The organism is Streptomyces pseudoechinosporeus (assembly GCF_054783935.1).
Genome location: NZ_BAAGPS010000024.1, coordinates 233,024 through 251,781 on the forward strand (window position 1 = coordinate 233,024; position 18,758 = coordinate 251,781).

Here is an 18,758-nt window from a genome sequence, read left to right on the forward strand (position 1 = left end):
GGCACGGCTGCCACCGGGCCATCCTGTGGATGCCGTTCGTGTCCGCGGTAGGCGTCGTCTTCTCGATCTGGCTGATCACGTTCCTGCAGTGGCAGACGTGGGCGCGGTTCGCCGTGTGGTTCCTGCTCGGGCTCGTCGTCTACTTCGCGTACTCGTACCGGCGCTCGGAGCTGGCCAAGGCGGAAGCGGAGGGGAATTCGCAGACGACTGGGCCTACTTCCCCATGACGAGCCCGTCCTCGGCCGCACCCCGGCTGAGGACGACCTGGCGGATCCGGTCACGTACGGCGCTCTGGGCCGACGCCTCGTTCAGGTTCACCACGCGGTGGGAGCCGGTGTCGAACCACTGCGGTACGAACTCGGCCTTCTCGATCTTCCACCGGCCGCCGGGTTCGGCGGGCGGGGCGAAGGTGAAGCGGCCGATGGTGCTCTCGTTGCCGCGCGGGTCGTGGGCACCGCTGTGGTTGACCATCGCTCCGGCGATCTGGTCGCCCATGCCGTAGATGACCCAGGTGCCATTGACCTTCTCGTACGCCTGCGGGACATGGGCGTGGGTGCCGAGGATCAGATCGACGGCGGGGCGGCCGTCCGTGCGGGCTTCGGTGAGCTCCTTGCTCAGCCGCAGCTGCTGTGCGTCGGGGGCGTCCTGCCATTCGGTGCCCCAGTGCAGGGAGAGGACCACGACGTCGGCGCCCGCCTTCCGGGCGGCCCGGGCGTCCGCGAGGATCTTGTCGCGGTCGATCAGGTTCACCGCCCAGGGCCTGCCCTCGGGGAGCGGGATGCCGTTCGTACCGTACGTGTACGCGAGGTGGGCGACCTTCGCGGGGCCCGCCTGCAGGAGGGTGGGCGTGTTCGCTTCGGCGGCGGTGCGGGCGGATCCGGCGTGCCGTACGCCTGCCCGGTCGAGTGCGTCGAGGGTCCGGTGGATGCCCGCGGGGCCGTCGTCGAGCGTGTGGTTCGAGGCGGTCGAGCAGGCGTCGTAGCCGGTGGCGGCGAGGCCCGCAGCCACCTCGGGCGGGGACTTGAAGAGGGGGTAGCCGCTGTAGTCGCCGTCCGCGCCGTACACCGTCTCCATGTGGCAGATCGCCAGATCGGCCCGGGCCACCACGGATTTGACGCCCGCGAGCATAGGCCGGAAGTCGTATCCGCTGCCGCCCGCGTCCGCGTTCGCCTGGCGGATGATCGAGCTGTGCGGCAGGACGTCGCCGGAGGCGACGAGCGTGAAGCGGGCGTCTCGGGCGTGCGGCGCGGGATCTCCGGTCCGTGTGGGCGGCTCCTGCGCCTGCTGACAGCCGACGGCTGCCGCCGTGAGGAGCAGGACTGCCAGGGTCGTGGGTCGCCTGTGTGAAGTCTTCAAGTCCGCTCCGGTGTGGTCGTATTTAAGTATTAATAGCTACGAATCCACCCAGAGGCGACACAGGGGTCAAGGAGCCATACCGGCCAGGTAGCTCAGACGGACCCCACCGGCCCATCCGGCCTGGCGAACGAGCCGTTCCGGCCAGTCGGAGACTGCCGGCGTCAGCCACCGGCCACCCCCGATCGACCGTTCATCGCACCGTTCGTCGACAGGTTCGACCGTCCGCCGACGAGCCGCGCGCATGGCCTGTCCCGGCGGAGCGACCTGCGCTGACATACGGCCATGACGGCCGCCACGACCATCACGAGCAGGACGACCGCCGAGCACGAGCTGGCCGAGTTGCAGCGGGAGCACGGCGCACCGCTCTTCGCCCTGTTGCTGAGGCTCTCGGACGGAGACCGGCAGCGCGCCGAGGATCTGGTGCAGGAAACACTGGTACGCGCCTGGCAGCACCCCGAGGCGCTGCGGGCCGACGACTTCGACTCCGTACGGCCCTGGCTGCTGACCGTGGGGCGACGGCTCGCCATCGACGCGCGCAGGGCCCGTCAGGCGCGGCCCGCCGAGGTCGGGGACGCCGTACTGGAGAGCGCGCGGGTCTGTGCCGATCACGCGGAAAGGTCAGCGGCCACCCTCGATGTGCGCGAGGCTGTGAAGACACTCACTCCCGAGCACAGGGAAGTCCTGGTGCAAGTGTATTTCCGCGGTGCGAGTGTGGCGGAAGCCGCCGCGGAGCTCGGTATCCCGCCCGGTACGGTGAAGTCCCGCGCGTACTACGCGCTGCGCGCCCTGCGCCGGGTACTTCCGGGATACGCACCCGACCTGCGGTGAAACCAATGGTCGAGTCAAACCTCCGTAAAGCGCCTTGCCGAGACCCTCTGTTGAGTAATCGGCTGTCCTCATCCGTGTTCCGGAATGGGGCCCGGGGTCGGGCGACGCGCATGTACCGGAGGAAGGCAGGAAGGGATGCTGCACAGAGGCCACGAGAGCACGGACGGCACCGGCGGCGGTGAACTCGTCGTACCCATGGCGTGGTTGTACGCCGAGTACATCGCCGATGAGCTGTTGCGTACCGGGGACCTGATGCCACCGACGTCATTCGAGTTCCGCGCCGGGCGCGATGCGCTGGCGCTGACCATCTTCCTGTCGGACACGAGCGGTGAGCTTTCCGGCATCCGCGTCGTCTCGCAGCTGGAGACCTGGCTTTCGCTGACGGCGTACGACCAGCCGTGGCAGGACTGGGTGCGTGAGCGGCTTGCGGGGCTGGCGGCCGAGGCGGTCGAATCGGGCAGTCCTGCACCGGACCTGGATCTGGCGACGGCGGCCTGGCGCTGGCTGGAGGAGACCGAACTCCTCGCGCCGGACCTGGACGCGGTGCCGGGCGGCGGTCCGGTGCCCGGCGAGGACGACGGCCCGAAGGTGTGGACGCCGGCCTGGCGGCTGGGACTGCCGCTGGGGCATCTCGCGATCCACCTTTTCTGATCCGTGACCTCCGTGACCTTTCCGTTCTCCGACCTTTTCTGATCCGCGACTTTTTTGGTTCGCGACCAATCCGCGGGCGCTCCGGCTCCGAATCCCCTGATTGGTTTCCGACGGGGCTTGAGTGATTCGGCGTTCTCCTGCGTACCGGTGGGCAAGCAGCTACTCCTAGCTCTCACCATCGCCACGAGGATGAGGTATGAGGTCCCTGGAACGCCATCGCGACGTCGGCGCCTATGCGCTCGGCGTGCTGGACGCCGCGGATGCATTCCGCTTCGAGGACCACCTCATGGAGTGCCCTCAGTGCGCGATGCAGATACGCGAACTCGCCCCCACGACACGGTCCCTGCGGGCGTACGCTGAGGCGACTCCGCGCACGATCAATCCCATGACCAGGCCCGGCCCGGCGCTCCTTGACCGGCTGCTGGAGGATGTGGTCAAGTCACGCCGGAAAGGGCGTACGCGCTGGCTGTTCGCCGTCGCCGCCGCGGTGGTGATCGCGGTGGGCGGGCCGGCGGTGGCGGTGCTGTCCGGCGGATCCGACGCGGACGGACAGCGGGTCGCCGCGACCGACCCCGGTACGGGTGTGTGGGCCGAGGTCACCACCCATGACCGGGCCTATGGCAGCGAGGTGGATTTCATGGTCAAGGGCATCTCCGAGCCCCAGCCCTGCCAGTTCGTCGCCATCGGCAGCGACGGCTCGGAGGAGACCCTGATGAACTGGCAGGCGGGCGGCGGCACACCCAGCCCGATGCAGGCCTCCGCGTCGATGCACACCGACGAGATCGTCCAGTACGAGGTGCGCACCGGCGACGAGACGCTGGTGAAGCTCAAGGCCCCCTGATCCCTCGGGGCACTCCTGGTCCCCGGGGCTACTTCAGGAACTTGGACAACCTGCGGTCCGCGAGGAGCTTGCCGCCCGTCTGGCAGGTCGGGCAGTACTGCAGGGACGAGTCGCTGAAGGAGACCTCGCGGATGGTGTCGCCGCACACCGGGCACGGCTGACCGGTGCGGCCGTGCACCCGCAGCCCGCTCTTCTTCTCCTTCTTCAGCCGCCCGGCGGCCACCCCGTGCGAGCGCTCGACGGCCTCGGTGAGGGTGGTGCGCAGCGCCTCGTACAGGCGGTGGGTCTCCTCGGCGGTCAGTGAGGCGGCCAGTTTGAAGGGGGACATCCGGGCCGCGTGCAGGATCTCGTCGCTGTAGGCGTTCCCGATGCCCGCGATCAGGCTCTGGTCGCGCAGCGCGCCCTTGAGCTGGCGGCGCTCCCCCTCGAGCAGTTTGGCGAAGCGTCTCTCGTCGAAGTCGTCGGACAGCGGATCCGGGCCGAGCCGGGCGACTCCCGGGACCTCGCCGGCCTCCCGTACGACGTACACGGCCAGCCGCTTCTGCGTGCCCGCCTCGGTGAGGTCGAAGCCTTCGCCCGTCTCCAGGGCGACGCGTATCGCGAGCGGGCCCTTGCCCGGCCGGGGCGCGCCGTCGGGCAGGCGGTCCTTCCACTGGAGCCAGCCCGCGCGGGCCAGATGCGTCACGAAGTGCGGGCCGCCGTCCGTCGAGAGGTCCAGGAACTTGCCATGCCGGTGCACGGCCGTGACCTCACGGCCCTCGAGGGCGGCGAGCGGCGGATCGTACGTCTTCAGGACGCTGATCGCGACGGGCAGCACGCGCACGATCTCATGGCCGACGAGATGCTCGGTCAGGAAGCCTTTGAGCGCTTCGACCTCGGGAAGTTCCGGCATACGTCCAGAGTGCCATCCGGTGCCGACGGTGCCGTGCGCGGCAGTTGTCAGTTCCGTTCCGGCACGATGAACTCGCACCATACGCATTTGCCGCCGCCGCGCGCCTCCACGCCCCACACGTCCGCGAGCCGGTCCACCAGCAGCAGTCCGCGCCCCGAGACTCCGCACTCCCCCGCCTCGCGGCGGCGCGGCAGCGCGCTGGAGGCGTCCTCGACCTCGACGCGCAGGCGGCGGTCGGAGCCGGTGAGGGCCCTCAGGGTGACGATCGCGGAGCCCTCGGTGTGCATCAGGGCGTTGGTGATCAGCTCGTCGGCAACCAGCTCGACCTCGTCGGCGCGGTCCTCGGCACCCCAGGCCGCCACCGCGGCGCGGATCATGTGCCGGGCGCCCGCGAGCGCCTCCGGATCGCCCGGCCCGACGTGCTGCTGGAGCCGTCCGCCGGACTGCTGCGCGACATCATGGCCGAGGCGGCGCAGCAGGAGCAGCGCGACATCGTCGTCGCCGCCGCGTTCCTCGGCCACGTCGATGAGCCGGTCGGCGAGGTCGCGTACGTCGTCGGGGCCCGTGTGCACGAGTGCCTGGAGCGTCTTCATCCCCTCGTCGAGATCCACTCCCGGCTGTTCGACAAGCCCGTCGGTGTACAGCAGCAGGGTCTGGCCCGGGTCGAGTTCGAAGGTGTCGACCTGGTAGTGCAGCCGCCCGAACTCGGCGGACAGACCGAGCGGCAGTCCCCCTTCGACGGTCAGCCGGTGGCAGCTGCCGTCCGGGTCGCGTATCAGTGGGTCGATATGGCCGGCCCGCACGATCTGGACCACTCCGGTGGACAGGTCGGCCTCCGCGTAGGTGCAGGTCGCGAAGCGTTCGGTGTCGAGTTCGTCGAGGAACACCGAGGCGCGCGCCATGACGGTGGCGGGCGTGTGCCCCTCGGCGGCGTAGGCGCGCAGCACGATGCGCAGCTGGCCCATGACGGCCGCCGCATGGGTGTCGTGGCCCTGCACGTCACCGATGACGGCGCCGACCCGGCCGCCGGGCAGCGGGATGACGTCGTACCAGTCGCCGCCGATGTCGCGGCCGAGCGAGGCCGAACGGTAGCGGACGGCGATGTCGGCGCCGGGGACGCTGGGAATGGAGCGCGGCAGCATGGCCTGCTGGAGGCCCTGGGCGAGGTCCTTCTCCTGCTCGTAGAGCATGGCCCGCTGGAGGCTCTGCGCGATGCTGCTGCCCAGGGCGACGAGGACGTTACGGTCCTCTGCGGTGAAGCCCCGCTTGTCGTGGTAGAGCAGGCCGAGTGCGCCGATGGGGCGGGCCTGCGCGATCAGCGGCAGATAGGCGGCCGAGGTGATGTGAAGGCCGGTTATGTGCGGCCACAGCAGGGGGTACGACTCGGCGAAGTCCTCCGGGGACTCGATGAAGCGCGGGGTGAGGGTGCGAACGACCTCGCTCATCGGGTACTGCTCGTCTATGCGCGTGACCCGGGTACCGGGTACGAAGCTGCCCGTGGGACCCTCCGCGACGAGGCGGATCCGGCCGGCCTCCACCAGGCCCATGACCAGGCTTGTCGCACCGAGGTGGGTCAGTCCGTGGGTGTCGGTGAGGACGTCGATGACGTCCTGGACGGTGCGGGCGTGCGCGAGTGCGGCGGTGGCGATCTGCACGACGTTCGTCTGCCGGCGGCGGAACTCGTCGAGGGCCGCCTGCTCGCGCTGGGCCTCGCTCTCGATCAGCTCCTGGGTGGCGTCACGGATGATGCCGATGACGCGGCGCGGCCGGCCCGTCTCGTCGCGCCGGATGTAGCCCTGGGTGTGGGTCCAGCGCAACGTGCCGTCGCGGCGGCGGATGCGGAAGTACGCCCCGTAGTTCTCGCTGCCGTCCTTGATGGCCTGGGAGACATGGGTGTCCAGGCGGTGGGCCTCAGTCGGTGGCACCCGCGGGGACAGGGTCTCGAGACGGCCGTCGTACTCACCGGGGGGCATGTCGAAGATCTCGTGGGCCTGGGGGTCCATTTGCATGATCCCGGTGTCCAGGTCCCAGTCGAAGCTGCCCATACGGTTGAGCGCCAGGATCGGGTCCGGGTGGGCGGGCCAGTCGTCCGGGAGTGACAGGGCGCTCGCTCCCCGATCAACCATGGGCCATACCTTGCCAGGGATTGGCCAAATCTTCGACTTCTTGTCACCACCGAGATCTGAGCGGATTCGACTCGCACCCCGGGGAAGGAGCCACGATGAAAGCGATGAAGAGCGCAACCATCAATTGAGGAACCACGACGGCGATCAACCAGGTCCGCGAGAGCGGCGCCGGTTTAGGCGCAAAGAAGGGAGCAGGCGACGTGGAGTGGTTCACCGCCCCCGAGTACTGGATGAGCCGGCTGGTCTTCCAGCGGGCGCTGGCCGTCGTGTATCTCTTCGCCTTCCTGAGCGCGGCGCTGCAGTTCCGCGCGCTGATCGGCGAGCGCGGCATGCTGCCCGTGCCCCGTTTCGTCGCGCAGGTGCCGTTCCGGCGGGCACCGAGCGTGTTCCACCTCCACTACTCCGACCGTTTCTTCGCGGCCTGGGCCTGGACCGGCTGCGCGGTCTCCGTTGCGCTCATCGCGGGCCTGGACGGTCAACTGCCGCTCTGGGGCGGCATGTTGCTGTGGCTCGTCCCTTGGGTGATGTATCTGTCGATCGTGAACGTCGGGCAGACCTGGTACTCCTTCGGCTGGGAGTCCCTGCTCCTGGAGGCCGGCTTCCTCGCCGTCTTCCTGGGCAACGACGAGGTCGCCCCGCCGATCGTGATGCTCTTCCTGCTGCGCTGGATCCTGTTCCGCGTCGAGTTCGGGGCCGGTCTGATCAAGATGCGCGGCGACGCCTGCTGGCGGAAGCTGACCTGCCTCGACTACCACCACGAGACCCAGCCGATGCCAGGCCCGCTGAGCTGGTTCTTCCACCGTCTCCCGAAGCCCTTCCATCGGGCGGAGGTGGCGGCCAACCACTTCACCCAGCTCGTCGTCCCCGTTCTCCTCTTCGCCCCGCAGCCCATCGCGACGACCGCCGCGTCCCTGATGATCGTCACCCAGCTATGGCTGGTCCTGTCGGGCAACTTCGCCTGGCTGAACTGGATCACGATCGTTCTCGCGCTGTCGGCCGTGGACTACGGAGTGACGCGGGGACCGTCGGCTGCTCCGCTCTGGTACGAGATCGTGGTCCTGGCCGTCGCCGCCGGACTGGTCGCCCTCAGCTACCGTCCGGCCCGCAATCTGGTCTCCCGCCGCCAGGTCATGAACCGCTCCTTCGACCCGCTCCACCTGGTGAACACCTACGGGGCGTTCGGCAGCGTCAGCCGCCTGAGGTACGAGGTGGTCCTCGAGGGCACGCTGGACGAGGTGCCGCGCGCGGACTCCGACTGGCGGGAGTACGAGTTCAAGGGCAAGCCGGGTGATCCGCGGCGCTGGCCGCGCCAGTTCGCCCCGTACCATCTGCGGCTCGACTGGCTGATGTGGTTCGTGGGGCTCTCCCCCGCGTACGCCGGCTCCTGGTTCGGTGCCCTGGTGGAGCGGCTGCTGGAGAACGACCGGGACACCCTGCGGCTGCTGCGCCGCTCCCCGTTCCCGGCCGACGAGCCGCCCAGGTACGTACGCGCCAGCTTCTACCGCTACCGGTACACGACCTGGCGCGAGCTGCGGGAGACGGGTGCCTGCTGGCAGCGGACGTACGTACGGGAGTTCCTGCCGCCCACACGGCTTGAGGTCTCCGTTCAGAGGGCGTAGACGCGGCTCGCGGTGCCCGAGAAGACCTCGGCGCGCTCGCTGTCGCTCAGCCCGGCCGTCAACTCCTCGGCGGTGCCCAGGACTTGGGCGTACGACGCGGCCAGTGTGCACACCGGCCAGTCCGAGCCGAACATCAGCCGGGACGGCCCGAACGCCTCCAGCACCGTGTTCGCGTAGGGTGCCAGATCGCTCGCCGTCCAGCCCTTCGGGTCCGCCTCCGTCACCAGGCCGGACAGCTTGCAGACGGTGTTGGGCTGTGCGGCGAGCGCGCGGACCTGGGTGGCCCAGGGTTCGAGCTCGCCCAAGGCGATGGGCGGTTTGCCCAAGTGGTCGAGCACGAAGGTGAGTTCGGGGTGGGTTTCGGCCGCCTTGACGCAGGCGGGTAGCTGGTGCGGCAGGACGACCAGGTCGTAGACGAGGCCCGCCGCGGCGACGGCGGTGAGTCCTCGGCGTACGTCCGGACGCAGCAGCCACTCGGGGTCGGGCTCGCCCTGGACCTGGTGGCGGATGCCCCGCAGATACGCGCCGCCCCGGAGTTCCGCCAGCCGTGCCAGCTCGTCGGCCACGTCCGGCCGGGTCAGGTCGGTCCAGCCGACCACTCCTCCGATCAGCTCGGTCTCCGCCGCAAGGGTCAGGAACTCCGGGGTCTCCTCGGGCACGGTGATCGTCTGCACGAGGACGGTGCGGTCGACTCCGGCGGCCCGCGTCTCGGGTTCGAGGTCCGCGAGGGTGAAGTTCCGCCGGAGCGGCTGGAGTTCGGGGCCGGTGATCCAGTCCTGGTCGCGTACGGAGAGGTCCCATACGTGGTGATGCGCATCGACGATCGTACGTTCCGTCACGGCAGCTCCCAGACGACCGGCAGGCCCGCCTCCGCACCCTCGGACGAGTAGTCGTGCACCACGTCCAGGAGCTGGGCCATCCGTGCCTGCCAGGCGATGTTGACCGGCAGTTTCTCCAGCTCGGCGAGGAGCCGCCCGTAGTCCTCGCACTCCAGGACGTGGAAGAGATCGGTGCCGCTGCGCCAGATCGTCCAGGAGGTGGCGTCGGCCGCGCGGATCGCGTCCGTGAGCTCGACCGGCACCTCGCGGTGGGCGGCCTCGTACTCGGCGATGCGGTCGGCGCGGACCTTGGTGTGCAGGGCGATTCTCACGCGGGCTCCTCTCCAGGGACGGGTGCTTCCTCGGGCAGCAGCTTGGCCGCCCGCAGTTCCTGCCAGAACTGGGCGGGTACGTCCGTGGTGAACTGCCGTACGGTGTCGCGGACTTCGTCCGCCGAGCGGGTGCCGACGAGGACGCTCGCGACGGCGGGGTGGGCGAGCGGGAAGGCGAGGGCGGCGGCGCGCAGGGTGGTGCCGTGGCGTTCGGCGATCGCCTTGATCGCCAGGGCCTGGTCCAGCAACTCCTGTGGCGCGGAAGCATAGTTGTACGTCGCTCCTGGCTTCGGGTCCGCCAGGAGCCCGGAGTTGAAGGCGCCGCCGATGACGACGGACGTGCCGCGTTGTGCGGCGAACGGCAGCAGTTCGGTGAGGGCCCGCTGGTCGAGGAGCGTGTAGCGGCCCGCGCACAGCACCACGTCGACGTCGGTGTCGCGGACGAAGCGGGTGAGCATCTCGGCCTGGTTCATACCGGCGCCGATCGCGCCGACGACGCCTTCGGAGCGCAGCCGTTCCAGGGCAGGATAGGCCTGGCCGAAGGCTTCGTCCGCGTGGTCGTCCGGGTCGTGGAGGTAGACGACGTCGACGCGGTCGAGGCCAAGCCGCTCCAGGCTCTCCTCCAGGCCCCGGCGTACGCCGTCGGCGCTGAAGTCCCAGACGCGGCGGTGGGTGGCGGGCACGGCGAAGCCGTTGGCGAGGTCGTCGCCGTTCGCCTCGTCAGCCCGCTCCAGACGTCGCCCGACCTTGGTGGAGACCGTGTACCCGGACCGCCCGCGCAGCATCGCGCCGACGCGCCGCTCGGACAGCCCGAGCCCGTAGTGCGGCGCCGTGTCGAAGTAGCGGATCCCCGCGTCCCAGGCGGCGTCCAGGGCGGCGTACGCCTGCTCGTCGCTCACCGGCGTGAACAGACCCGCGATGCCCGCGGCGCCGAAGGCCAGCTCGGTGACCTGGACGCCGGATCGCCCTAGGCCCCGGGACCGCATCGGCGTGCGCATCACTGCCCCGCAGGGCGTAGTCGCAGCCCTTGCATGCCGCCGTCCACGGCGAGTGCCGTGCCGGTGGTCGCGCCGGACAACGGGCTCGCCAAGTAGGCGATGGCGCCCGCGACTTCGGGCGCGGAGACGAGCCGCCCGGTGGGCTGGCGGGCTTCCAGGGCGGCTCGTTCGGCGGCGGGATCCGCCGCAGCGTCCAGGAGGCGGCCGACCCACGGGGTGTCCACGGTGCCGGGGTTCACGCAGTTGACACGGATGCCCTCGCGGACGTGGTCGGCGGCCATGGCGAGGGTCAGCGACAGCACGGCGCCCTTGGAAGCGGAGTACAGGGCGCGCTGCGGCAGGCCCGCGGTGGCGGCGATGGAGCAGGTGTTCACGATGGCCGCGTGCGCGGACGCGCGCAGATGGGGCAGGGCCGCGCGGCTCGTACGGACCATGCCGAGGACGTTGACGTCCAGGACGCGATGCCACTGGGCGTCGTCGTTGTCCTCGACGGTGCCCTGGGCGCCGATGCCCGCGTTGTTGACCAGTACGTCCAGTCCGCCCAGGTCCGCGACGGCGGCGGCGACGGCCTGGCGTACGGAGGTGTCGTCGGTGACGTCCGCCTGGTATCCGAGCAGGGGCTTGTCGACGCTCGACGGGTCCAGGTCGAGGACGGCGACCTGGGCGCCGCGGGCGGCCAGGAGTTCCGCGGTGGCCCGGCCGATGCCGGACGCGCCGCCCGTCACCAGCGCCTTGAGCCCCGCAAAGTCCCGGGTGTCGGTCATGCCGCTGCCCCCTTCTGGCCGGTGAGCTTCTGATCGGTGGATGCCTGCTGGGCGAGGTCGGCGGCCCAGAACGTGCCGCCGGGGAACGTGAACTCGGCCAGGGACTCGGGTCGCATGGTGGCCGAGAAGCCCGGCGCGGTGGGTGCCATGTAGTGACCCTCCCGGATCACCACCGGATCGAGGAAGTGGTCGTGCAGATGGTCCACGTATTCGATGACGCGGTCCTCGGTGGTGCCGGAGAGGGCCACGTAGTCGAACATCGAGAGGTGCTGGACGAGTTCGCACAGGCCGACGCCGCCCGCGTGCGGGCAGACGGGGACGCCGAACTTGGCGGCGAGGAGCAGGATCGCGAGGTTCTCGTTGACGCCGCCGACGCGGGCCGCGTCGATCTGCAGGACGTCGATGCCCCCGGCCTGGAGCAGCTGCTTGAAGATGATCCGGTTCTGCACGTGCTCGCCGGTGGCGACCTTGACCGGTGCGACGGCCTCGCGGATCTTGGCATGGCCGAGGATGTCGTCTGGGCTGGTGGGTTCCTCGATCCAGTACGGGTCGAACTCGGCGAGCGCCTTGGTCCACTCGATGGCCTCATCGACGTTCCAGCGCTGGTTGGCGTCGATGGCCATACGGATGCCGGGGCCGACGACGGAGCGGGCCACGCGGCAGCGGCGTACGTCGTCGGCAAGGTCCGCGCCGACCTTGAGCTTGATCTGGGTGAAGCCGTCGTCGACGGCCTGGCGGGCCAGCCGGGTGAGCTTCTCGTCGGAGTAGCCCAGCCAGCCGGGCGACGTGGTGTAGCCGGGGAAGCCGCGTTCCTTGAGCAGTTCGGTGCGTTCCGCGGCCCCCTCTCTGCCGCGTCTGAGCAGGTGGAGCGCGTCCTCGGGGGTGAGGACGTCCGCGATGTAGCGGAAGTCGACCTGGGAGACGAGGAACTCGGGGGTGGCGTCGGCGAGCAGCTGCCACAGCGGCTTGTGGGCGCGCTTGGCGGCGAGGTCCCAGACGGCGTTCAGGACGGCGCCGATCGCCATGTGCATCACACCCTTCTCGGGTCCGAGCCAGCGCAGTTGACTGTCCCCGGTCAGCTCCCGGGCCAAGGACCCTGGATCCGCGCACAGTTCGTCCACCGGCCGCCCGAGGACATGCGCGCGCAGCGCGTCGATCGCGGCGACCTGGACCTCGTTGCCCCGCCCGATGGTGAAGGTGAACCCGTGCCCCTCCAGGCCGTCGGCTGCGTCGTCGCTGTCCGTGCGGAGCACGACGTACGCGGCCGAGTAGTCGGGGTCCGGGTTCATCGCGTCGGAGCCGTCGAGCTCGCGCGAGGTGGGAAAGCGGATGTCGAAGGTGTCGACCGCGGTGATGCGGGGGGCGGCAGGTGAGGCCACAGAAGTGCCTTTCGGTCCGGGACAGAGGTCGTGCGTCAGCGTCGTACGGGAACGGCGGCGGCCAGGGTGCTTCTGGTCCTGAGCTCTAGTCCTGCGCACGGCCGGTCGTCACGCGGGCGATCATGAGGGCTACCAGGATGATTCCTCCGTAAATGGCCTGGATCCAGAAGGACGGGACCTGGGCGAGGGTGAGCAGGTTCTGTACGACACCCAGGAGCAGGACGCCGGTGAGGGCGCCGAACATGGTGCCTTTGCCGCCATCGAGGCTGATGCCGCCGATGACCGCGGCGGCGAACACCGTGAAGATCATGTTCTGGCCCTGGTTGGCGTTGATCGCGCCGACGTAGCCGGTCTGCATCAGCCCGCCGACCGCGGCGAGTGCCCCGGCGATGATGAACACGCCGAGCATCACGCGCTCGACCCGGATGCCGGCCGCGCGCGCCGCGTCCGCGTTGCCGCCGATCGCGTACAGGGCGCGTCCCCAGCGGTGGTACCTGAGCATGAGGCCCGCGGCACCGAACGCGGCCGCCGCCAGCCACACCGAGATGGGCACCGTCAGGAAGGTGGTGGTGGCCAGCGTGTAGAAGGCGTCGGGCATGCCGAACAGCGTCTTGCCCTTGGTCGCGCCGACCAGCAGACCGCGCAGGACGATCAGCATCGCGAGCGTCACGATGAACGCGTTGAGCTTGAACTTCACCACGAGTACGCCGTTGAAGGCGCCGATGACCGCGCCCACGAGAAGGATCGCCAGCAGGGCGAGCCCGGCCGGGAGGTCCGTGCCCCAGCCGGAGGCCGCGGCGGGCAGCACGAGCAGCGCGCCGACGGCGGGCGCGATGCCGACCACCGACTCCAGCGACAGGTCGAACTTCCCGGTGATCAGGACCAGCGACTCGGCGAGCACGACCATCGCGAGCGCCGCGGAGGCCCCGAGGATCGAGATCAGGTTGCGCTCGGTGAGGAACGAGTCGTTGACGAACGCGCCGAGTACGAGGAGCAGCAACAGCGCCGGTACGAGGGCGAGTTCGCGGGCCCGTCGCAGAAGTACGGACTTGGCGTTGACGCTGCTCTTCAACGGCTGCTTGGAGGTGGCGGGCGAGGCCGACGGGGCCTTCGTGTCAGCCATGGTCCTGGTCCACTCCTTCGATGGAAGCGATGAGCTCGTGGTCGTCCCAGCCCGCCGCGTGCTCGGCCACCACTCGGCCGTGGAAGAGGACGAGGACGCGGTCGCAGCGGCGCAGGTCGTCGAGTTCGTCGGAGACGACGAGGACGGCGGTCCCGTCGTCACGGGCCGAGTCCATGCGCGCGAGCAGGGACTCCTTGGACTTCACGTCGACGCCCGCGGTGGGGTTGATGAGGACGAGAAGCCGTGGGTCGGAGGCGAGGGCCCGGGCCATCACGACCTTCTGGGCGTTGCCTCCAGAGAGGTCGGAGACGGGCTGGTCGGGGCCCTCGGTGTGGATGTCGAGGCGTTCGATCAGCTCGGTGGCCACGCCGCGTCTGCGTTCGGTGCCGACGAACCCGTACCGGCCGAGGCGGTCCAGGACGCTCATGGTGGCGTTGTCACCGATGGTCATCCCGAAGACCAGGCCCTGGTCGTGCCGGTCGCGGGGGACGCAGCCGACTCCGGCCCGCAGGGCCGCACTCACATCGCCGAACGGCAGCGGCCGGCCGTCGATCCGGGCCGCGCCACCGGTCGGCGCATGCAGTCCGGTGAAGGACTCGGCGAGCTCGATCTTGCCGCTGCCACTTGATCCGGCGAGACCGACGACCTCGCCGCGCCGGACGGTCAGGTCCACCTTCTCGTACGCCGGGGACGTGAGCCCCTCGGCTTCGAGGACGACGGGTCCCTCCTGGTGCACCGCCGCACGCGCGGACGACTCCTCGGCGGTGATCGACTCCCCCGCCATGGCCTCCACCAGCGCGGCCCGCGGCAGTTCGGCGACCGGCGCCGTGATGATCCAGCGGGCGTCGCGCAGGACCGTGACGGTCTGGCACACCTCGTACACCTCCTGGAGGTGATGCGAGATGAACAGGAAGGTGACGCCGGACTCCTGGAGCGCGCGCATGCGTGTGAAGAGGCGCTCGATCTCCCGGTTGTCGAGTTGCGCGGTGGGCTCGTCGAGGACGATGAACCGGGCGCCGAAGCTCAACGCCCGGGCGATCTCGACCATTTGACGGTCCTCGACCTTGAGATCGGCGGTACGTGCCTCCGGGTCGACGTGCACGTCCCAGGTCTGAAGGACCTCGGCCGCCTGGTCCTTCAGCCGGCGCCAGCTGATGAAGCCGCCGCGGCCGGCCGGCTGCCGGTTGATGAAGAGGTTCTCGGCGACCGTCAACTCCGGGACCACCGTGGGCCGTTGATAGACGCAGGCCACCTTGCGCCGCCAGGCGTCCCGGTCGGCGAGCGGGGGCGCGGGCTCGCCGTCGAAGCGGACGGTGCCCTCGTCGGGGGCCTGGAGTCCGGTGAGGATGGTGACGAGCGTGGACTTGCCCGCGCCGTTGCGGCCCACGAGGGCGTGGGACTCGCCGGGGAGGACGGTGAGCGAGCCGTCTTGGAGGGCGACGGTGGGACCGTATCGCTTGGTGATCCCCCGCGCCTCCACGAGTGGGGTGCTCATCCGACCGTGTTCCCCCACAGCTTCGGGTCGTCGACGTTCTCCTTGGTGACCAGCGGCGCGGGCAGCTGGTCCTCGAGGATCCCGCTCGGCAGCTCGACGATCGTGGAGCCGTGGTCGGTCGGGCCCGGCTTGAACGTCTTCCCCTGCATCGCCGCCTTGATGTAGTACATGCCGTACTTGGCGTACAGGTCGGCGGGCTGTGAGACGGTGGCGTCGATCTGGCCCTTGCGGATGGCGTCGTACTCCTGCGGGATGCCGTCGTTCGAGACGATCGTGATGTGGCCCGACTGGCCCGCCGTCTTCAGCATCCCCTTGGACTTGAGGGTCTGCAGCGTCGGTGCGAGGTAGACGCCGCCCGCCTGCATGTAGATGCCCTTGATGTCGGGGTTGGCGTTCAGCAGGGTGTCCAGCTTGGAGGCCGCGGTGTCGGACTCCCACTTTGCGGGGATCTCCAGGACCTTCAGCTTCGGGTAGTTCTTCTTGACGCAGGAGCGGAACGCCTCGGAGCGGTCGCGACCGTTGACCGAAGCGAGGTCGCCCATGATCTGCACGACCTTGCCGGAGGGGATCTGCTTGCCGAGGTACTCGCAGGCCTTCTCGCCGTACGCGACGTTGTTGGCGCGGACGACCATCGCGACCTTGCCCTTCTCGGGCGCCACGTCCACGGCGACCACGGGCACGCCCTTGCGCTCGGCCTGGTCGAGCCCGGCGGAGATCGCCGCGCTGTCCAAGGGGGCCACGACGAGGCCCTTCACACCCTGGTTGAGCTGGTTGTTGATGTCGGTGATCTGCTGCGAGGGGTCGCTGTTGGAGTTGACGGTCTTGAGGGCGTCCACGTCCTCGGACTTCGCCATCTTCGGCACGTAGTCGTTGTACGACTGCCAGAACGGCGAGGTCAGCAGGGGCAGGATCACCCCGACCTTGCCTTCGCCGCCGCCCTCGCCACCGGAGGCGACGCTGTCCTCGGTGCTGCCGCATGCCGCGAGCACGAGGCCGGCACAGGCCGCCGCAGCCGCCGCTCGCAGGGGGATCCGCCTCTTCCGCAGTCTCGTACCGGCTGTCTGTCGACTCATCCGTCGGCTCCTCATCGAGCGAGATCGAGCTGATGCCCGCATATTTATCAGACCACTTCCCCCTGAGAACACCCTCGAGCATCAATATCTCGCCGTTTTGAGCGTAGTGGTCGGACCACTCTGCTGATTAGACTGCGGGCGCACCCGGTGACAGGAGGAGTGGCGTGGACGAGGCCCTGCCCAGGCAGACGGAGCCCGCACCGCAGAAGGGCACCGTGACGCAGCGCGCCATCGAGCAGATCAAGGCGATGATCGGCGAGGGGCGGCTGGAGCCGGGTGCGCGGCTGCCGACCGAGCGTGAGCTGGCGGTCCAGCTGGGCATCTCGCGCAGCTCGATGCGTGAGGCGATCCGTGCGCTGACCGTCCTGGGTGTGCTGGAGGCCCGGCACGGGTCGGGTATCTACGTCACGCAGTTGGAAGCCGGTGACCTGCTGGAGACCTTCGGTGTGGTCGCCGATCTCTCGCGCGGCCCCCAGCTGGTGGAGCTGCTGGAGGTGCGTCGGATCCTGGAGTCGACGGCGACCGCACTGGCCGCCGCGCGGATCACCCCCGGTGAACTCGCCGAGGTCGAGAAGCACTTGACCGCCATGCACGCGACGGACGACCCGGAGGAGATCCTCTCCCACGACCTGGCGTTCCACCGCGCGATCGTGGCGGCGGCGGGCAACGACACGATGGCGGCGATCCTGGAAGGCCTGTCCTCGCGTACGTTCCGCGCCCGGGTCTGGCGGGGCTATCAGGAGGAGGGCGCCTTCGCGCGCACCCGCCGCGAGCACGTGGCCATCCATCGCGCACTGGTCGCCCATGATCCGGAGGCGGCCCGGGCGGCTGCCGCCGCGCATGTGGGCGAGGTGGAGGAGTGGCTGCGGACCCAGCTCAGCCAGTAGCCGGGCTGCGGATGCGGTACGACTGTGGCGCTGCGGCGGCCTTGATGGTCAAGGGAGACGAAAATCGTTTCGCCTCGCCCGGGACTCAAGTGGATCGACGCGGTAGAAAGGACCCATGCCCGAGCCTGAGGCACCCGTGTCGGGTGGGGACGACGTCGACGCGGTGACCCGCGCGGTGCTGACCGCGTCGCGGTTGCTGGTCGCGGTGTCCGCCCGTTCACTGTCCGTGGTCGAGGAGCGGGTGACGCTCCCGCAGTTCCGGATGCTGGTGGTGCTGTCGACGAGGGGCGCCACCAAGCTGGTCGCCCTGGCCGAACTGCTCCATGTGGCGCCGTCGACGGCCATGCGCATGGTGGACCGGCTGATCGCGGCCGGTCTCGCCGACCGGCAGACCAATCCCGCCGACCGCCGGGAGACACTGCTGCGGCTCACCAGCGAGGGCCGGCGCACGGTGCGGGAGGTCATGGCCCGGCGCCGCGCCGACCTCGCCGAGATCGTCAAACGGCTCGACCCCGGGCAGCGGGTGGAGCTCATCGAGGCGCTCACCGCCTTCAACGAGGCCGGTGGAGAACCTCCCAGCCCGGCGGACGATCCCGAGCGCCATCCGCTGGGCTGGGCGGACGCCGAGCTGGAACGCGGAGCCTGATCTCCGTGCCGCCGGTGTGCGGCCGACCCCGTACGGGCCGAGGTCGGGCCAACAGCCTTACCCCAGTGCCGGGTTGGACGTCGAGTTGGCCGACGTCCCGGGCGTCGGCGGGCCAGGCGTCTTGATGTTCAGGTCCGGACGCGGCTTGAGGACCAGAACCGGCGCTCCCGGCTGCGGCGGGGGCGGGGTGGTGTCGTCCTTGGGGAGCTTCGGCGGGGCGGTCTGCTGGAAGTTGTTCTGCTCGAAGTTCACCAGCTCGGTCTTCTCCAGAATTGTCATGTGGTCGAGGACCGTGGCATTGGCCAGGTCGGCGAGCTGACGAATCAGACTGTTCTGGGTGGAGGCGCGGATCTTGGCGATGACCGGGAAGATCTGACCATGCGTCACGCGCATGATGCTGACCGCGGTGGAGTCGAATTGCTTGCCGCTGCTCCCGTCCACGGACGCCACGAACTGCTGCTGCTGCGGGGACGCCTGGTTGGGCAGCGTGATGCCCAGCTCCGGGGCGATCTGGCGGCACATCACGTCGAGGTTGCCGTGCCCGACGACCAGATGCTTGCCCGCCTCCTTCATCGCCGCGGTCGTGCCTCGCTCCATGGCCAACTCGCCCAGGGGGTACTCCCACAGGCCTGCCGCGCGCACCTTCACCACGAAGTCGCGGTCCGCCTCGGTTATCGGCCCGTAGCGGGTGTTGGCGATGACACGCTCCGTGTTCGTGGACGTGTTCTCGATTCCCAGCATCGCCGGGTAGGCGAGTGCGGCGATCGTCATCGTCATGCCGCCGACCACGAAGACAGTTCCCGCTACGTTTCGTGATATGCGCATACATCCTCCTGGCGTGACTGGCGCTGACGCCAGAAGGTACGGACGAACCAGGCACAGCGATCATTGCACCCAGTAAATTTTGCCGTCCGCCGTGTGATTCATGCC

18 protein-coding genes and 1 pseudogene are annotated in these 18,758 nt (G+C 69.6%); 7 read left to right on the forward strand and 12 right to left on the reverse strand.

Going from position 1 to position 18,758, the window contains the following annotated elements; all coding sequences use genetic code 11:
• Positions 1–26 precede the first annotated feature (26 nt).
• Positions 27–227 (forward strand): annotated as a pseudogene (locus ACYVO6_RS26460) (amino acid permease C-terminal domain-containing protein); the annotation flags it as partial.
• Here ACYVO6_RS26460 and ACYVO6_RS26465 read toward each other — a convergent pair.
• Positions 214–1,356, reverse strand: coding sequence for a CapA family protein (locus ACYVO6_RS26465; RefSeq protein ID WP_461065278.1), 1,143 nt, complete (start codon positions 1,354–1,356; stop codon positions 214–216). The pseudogene ACYVO6_RS26460 and the gene ACYVO6_RS26465 overlap by 14 nt on opposite strands.
• 282 nt (positions 1,357–1,638) lie before the next feature.
• Here ACYVO6_RS26465 and ACYVO6_RS26470 point away from each other — a divergent pair, with 282 nt between their 5' ends.
• The 3 genes from ACYVO6_RS26470 to ACYVO6_RS26480 all read left to right on the forward strand — a co-directional run bounded on the left by ACYVO6_RS26470 (position 1,639) and on the right by ACYVO6_RS26480 (position 3,676).
• Positions 1,639–2,184, forward strand: coding sequence for a sigma-70 family RNA polymerase sigma factor (locus ACYVO6_RS26470; RefSeq protein ID WP_461065280.1), 546 nt, complete (start codon positions 1,639–1,641; stop codon positions 2,182–2,184).
• 135 nt (positions 2,185–2,319) lie between these two features.
• On the forward strand, positions 2,320–2,835 hold the full coding sequence (locus ACYVO6_RS26475) for a hypothetical protein (protein ID WP_461065282.1): 516 nt from the start codon (positions 2,320–2,322) through the stop codon (positions 2,833–2,835).
• Between the two features lie 196 nt (positions 2,836–3,031).
• A complete protein-coding gene (locus ACYVO6_RS26480) occupies positions 3,032–3,676 on the forward strand; it encodes an anti-sigma factor family protein (RefSeq protein ID WP_461065284.1) in 645 nt (214 codons plus the stop codon).
• Positions 3,677–3,704: 28 nt separating this feature from the next.
• On the opposite strand, the gene ACYVO6_RS26485 is transcribed toward ACYVO6_RS26480, so the two are convergent.
• Positions 3,705–4,568, reverse strand: coding sequence for an Fpg/Nei family DNA glycosylase (locus ACYVO6_RS26485; protein ID WP_461065286.1), 864 nt, complete (start codon positions 4,566–4,568; stop codon positions 3,705–3,707).
• A gap of 47 nt (positions 4,569–4,615) precedes the next feature.
• Positions 4,616–6,694: a SpoIIE family protein phosphatase gene (locus ACYVO6_RS26490; RefSeq protein ID WP_461065288.1), complete on the reverse strand. Its 2,079-nt coding sequence runs from the start codon at positions 6,692–6,694 to the stop codon at positions 4,616–4,618.
• Positions 6,695–6,894: 200 nt separating this feature from the next.
• Here ACYVO6_RS26490 and ACYVO6_RS26495 point away from each other — a divergent pair, with 200 nt between their 5' ends.
• Positions 6,895–8,313 (forward strand): lipase maturation factor family protein, encoded by a 1,419-nt coding sequence (locus ACYVO6_RS26495; RefSeq protein ID WP_461065290.1) that lies wholly within the window; start codon positions 6,895–6,897, stop codon positions 8,311–8,313.
• Here the strand turns inward: ACYVO6_RS26495 and ACYVO6_RS26500 are convergent.
• The 8 genes from ACYVO6_RS26500 to ACYVO6_RS26535 form a co-directional block, all read right to left on the reverse strand.
• Positions 8,301–9,152 carry an amidohydrolase family protein gene (locus tag ACYVO6_RS26500; RefSeq protein ID WP_461065292.1) on the reverse strand — a complete coding sequence of 284 codons (852 nt, stop codon included), beginning with the start codon at positions 9,150–9,152 and terminating at the stop codon, positions 8,301–8,303. The two genes, ACYVO6_RS26495 and ACYVO6_RS26500, sit on opposite strands and share 13 nt — an antisense overlap.
• Positions 9,149–9,463 (reverse strand): L-rhamnose mutarotase, encoded by a 315-nt coding sequence (locus ACYVO6_RS26505; protein ID WP_461065294.1) that lies wholly within the window; start codon positions 9,461–9,463, stop codon positions 9,149–9,151. The genes ACYVO6_RS26500 and ACYVO6_RS26505 overlap by 4 nt, the downstream gene beginning before the upstream one ends.
• Entirely contained in the window at positions 9,460–10,461 is a 1,002-nt protein-coding gene (locus ACYVO6_RS26510; RefSeq protein WP_461065296.1) for an aldo/keto reductase, read from the reverse strand. Before ACYVO6_RS26510 ends, ACYVO6_RS26505 begins: the two co-directional genes overlap by 4 nt.
• Positions 10,461–11,225, reverse strand: coding sequence for an SDR family NAD(P)-dependent oxidoreductase (locus tag ACYVO6_RS26515; RefSeq protein WP_461065298.1), 765 nt, complete (start codon positions 11,223–11,225; stop codon positions 10,461–10,463). The genes ACYVO6_RS26510 and ACYVO6_RS26515 overlap by 1 nt, the downstream gene beginning before the upstream one ends.
• The gene (locus tag ACYVO6_RS26520; RefSeq protein ID WP_461065300.1) at positions 11,222–12,604 is read right to left on the reverse strand and encodes an L-fuconate dehydratase; all 1,383 of its coding nucleotides are present in this window, start codon (positions 12,602–12,604) and stop codon (positions 11,222–11,224) included. The genes ACYVO6_RS26515 and ACYVO6_RS26520 overlap by 4 nt, the downstream gene beginning before the upstream one ends.
• Before the next feature lie 85 nt (positions 12,605–12,689).
• On the reverse strand, positions 12,690–13,727 hold the full coding sequence (locus ACYVO6_RS26525) for an ABC transporter permease (RefSeq protein WP_461065302.1): 1,038 nt from the start codon (positions 13,725–13,727) through the stop codon (positions 12,690–12,692).
• The gene (locus ACYVO6_RS26530) at positions 13,720–15,222 is read right to left on the reverse strand and encodes a sugar ABC transporter ATP-binding protein (RefSeq protein WP_461065304.1); all 1,503 of its coding nucleotides are present in this window, start codon (positions 15,220–15,222) and stop codon (positions 13,720–13,722) included. The genes ACYVO6_RS26525 and ACYVO6_RS26530 overlap by 8 nt, the downstream gene beginning before the upstream one ends.
• A complete protein-coding gene (locus tag ACYVO6_RS26535) occupies positions 15,219–16,295 on the reverse strand; it encodes a sugar ABC transporter substrate-binding protein (RefSeq protein ID WP_461065306.1) in 1,077 nt (358 codons plus the stop codon). Before ACYVO6_RS26535 ends, ACYVO6_RS26530 begins: the two co-directional genes overlap by 4 nt.
• A 164-nt stretch (positions 16,296–16,459) precedes the next feature.
• Here ACYVO6_RS26535 and ACYVO6_RS26540 point away from each other — a divergent pair, with 164 nt between their 5' ends.
• Together ACYVO6_RS26540 and ACYVO6_RS26545 are read left to right on the forward strand one after the other, a co-directional pair.
• Positions 16,460–17,182, forward strand: a complete 723-nt coding sequence (locus ACYVO6_RS26540) for a FadR/GntR family transcriptional regulator (protein WP_461065308.1) — start codon at positions 16,460–16,462, stop codon at positions 17,180–17,182.
• A 115-nt stretch (positions 17,183–17,297) separates the two neighbouring features.
• Positions 17,298–17,828 carry a MarR family winged helix-turn-helix transcriptional regulator gene (locus ACYVO6_RS26545; protein ID WP_461065310.1) on the forward strand — a complete coding sequence of 177 codons (531 nt, stop codon included), beginning with the start codon at positions 17,298–17,300 and terminating at the stop codon, positions 17,826–17,828.
• Between the two features lie 57 nt (positions 17,829–17,885).
• Here the strand turns inward: ACYVO6_RS26545 and ACYVO6_RS26550 are convergent, their stop codons facing one another.
• Complete coding sequence (locus ACYVO6_RS26550) at positions 17,886–18,653, reverse strand: DUF4142 domain-containing protein (RefSeq protein ID WP_461065312.1); 768 nt, start codon at positions 18,651–18,653, stop codon at positions 17,886–17,888.
• Between the last annotated feature and the right edge of the window lie 105 nt (positions 18,654–18,758).

Coding starts and splice junctions, on each gene's coding strand:
- ACYVO6_RS26470 (WP_461065280.1), top strand. CDS start 1,639: ATGACGGCCGCCACGACCATCACGAGCAGGACGACCGCCGAGCACGAG.
- ACYVO6_RS26475 (WP_461065282.1), top strand. CDS start 2,320: ATGCTGCACAGAGGCCACGAGAGCACGGACGGCACCGGCGGCGGTGAA.
- ACYVO6_RS26480 (WP_461065284.1), top strand. CDS start 3,032: ATGAGGTCCCTGGAACGCCATCGCGACGTCGGCGCCTATGCGCTCGGC.
- ACYVO6_RS26485 (WP_461065286.1), bottom strand. CDS start 4,568: ATGCCGGAACTTCCCGAGGTCGAAGCGCTCAAAGGCTTCCTGACCGAG.
- ACYVO6_RS26490 (WP_461065288.1), bottom strand. CDS start 6,694: ATGGTTGATCGGGGAGCGAGCGCCCTGTCACTCCCGGACGACTGGCCC.
- ACYVO6_RS26510 (WP_461065296.1), bottom strand. CDS start 10,461: ATGCGCACGCCGATGCGGTCCCGGGGCCTAGGGCGATCCGGCGTCCAG.
- ACYVO6_RS26515 (WP_461065298.1), bottom strand. CDS start 11,225: ATGACCGACACCCGGGACTTTGCGGGGCTCAAGGCGCTGGTGACGGGC.
- ACYVO6_RS26525 (WP_461065302.1), bottom strand. CDS start 13,727: ATGGCTGACACGAAGGCCCCGTCGGCCTCGCCCGCCACCTCCAAGCAG.
- ACYVO6_RS26530 (WP_461065304.1), bottom strand. CDS start 15,222: ATGAGCACCCCACTCGTGGAGGCGCGGGGGATCACCAAGCGATACGGT.
- ACYVO6_RS26535 (WP_461065306.1), bottom strand. CDS start 16,295: ATGAGTCGACAGACAGCCGGTACGAGACTGCGGAAGAGGCGGATCCCC.
- ACYVO6_RS26545 (WP_461065310.1), top strand. CDS start 17,298: ATGCCCGAGCCTGAGGCACCCGTGTCGGGTGGGGACGACGTCGACGCG.
- ACYVO6_RS26550 (WP_461065312.1), bottom strand. CDS start 18,653: ATGCGCATATCACGAAACGTAGCGGGAACTGTCTTCGTGGTCGGCGGC.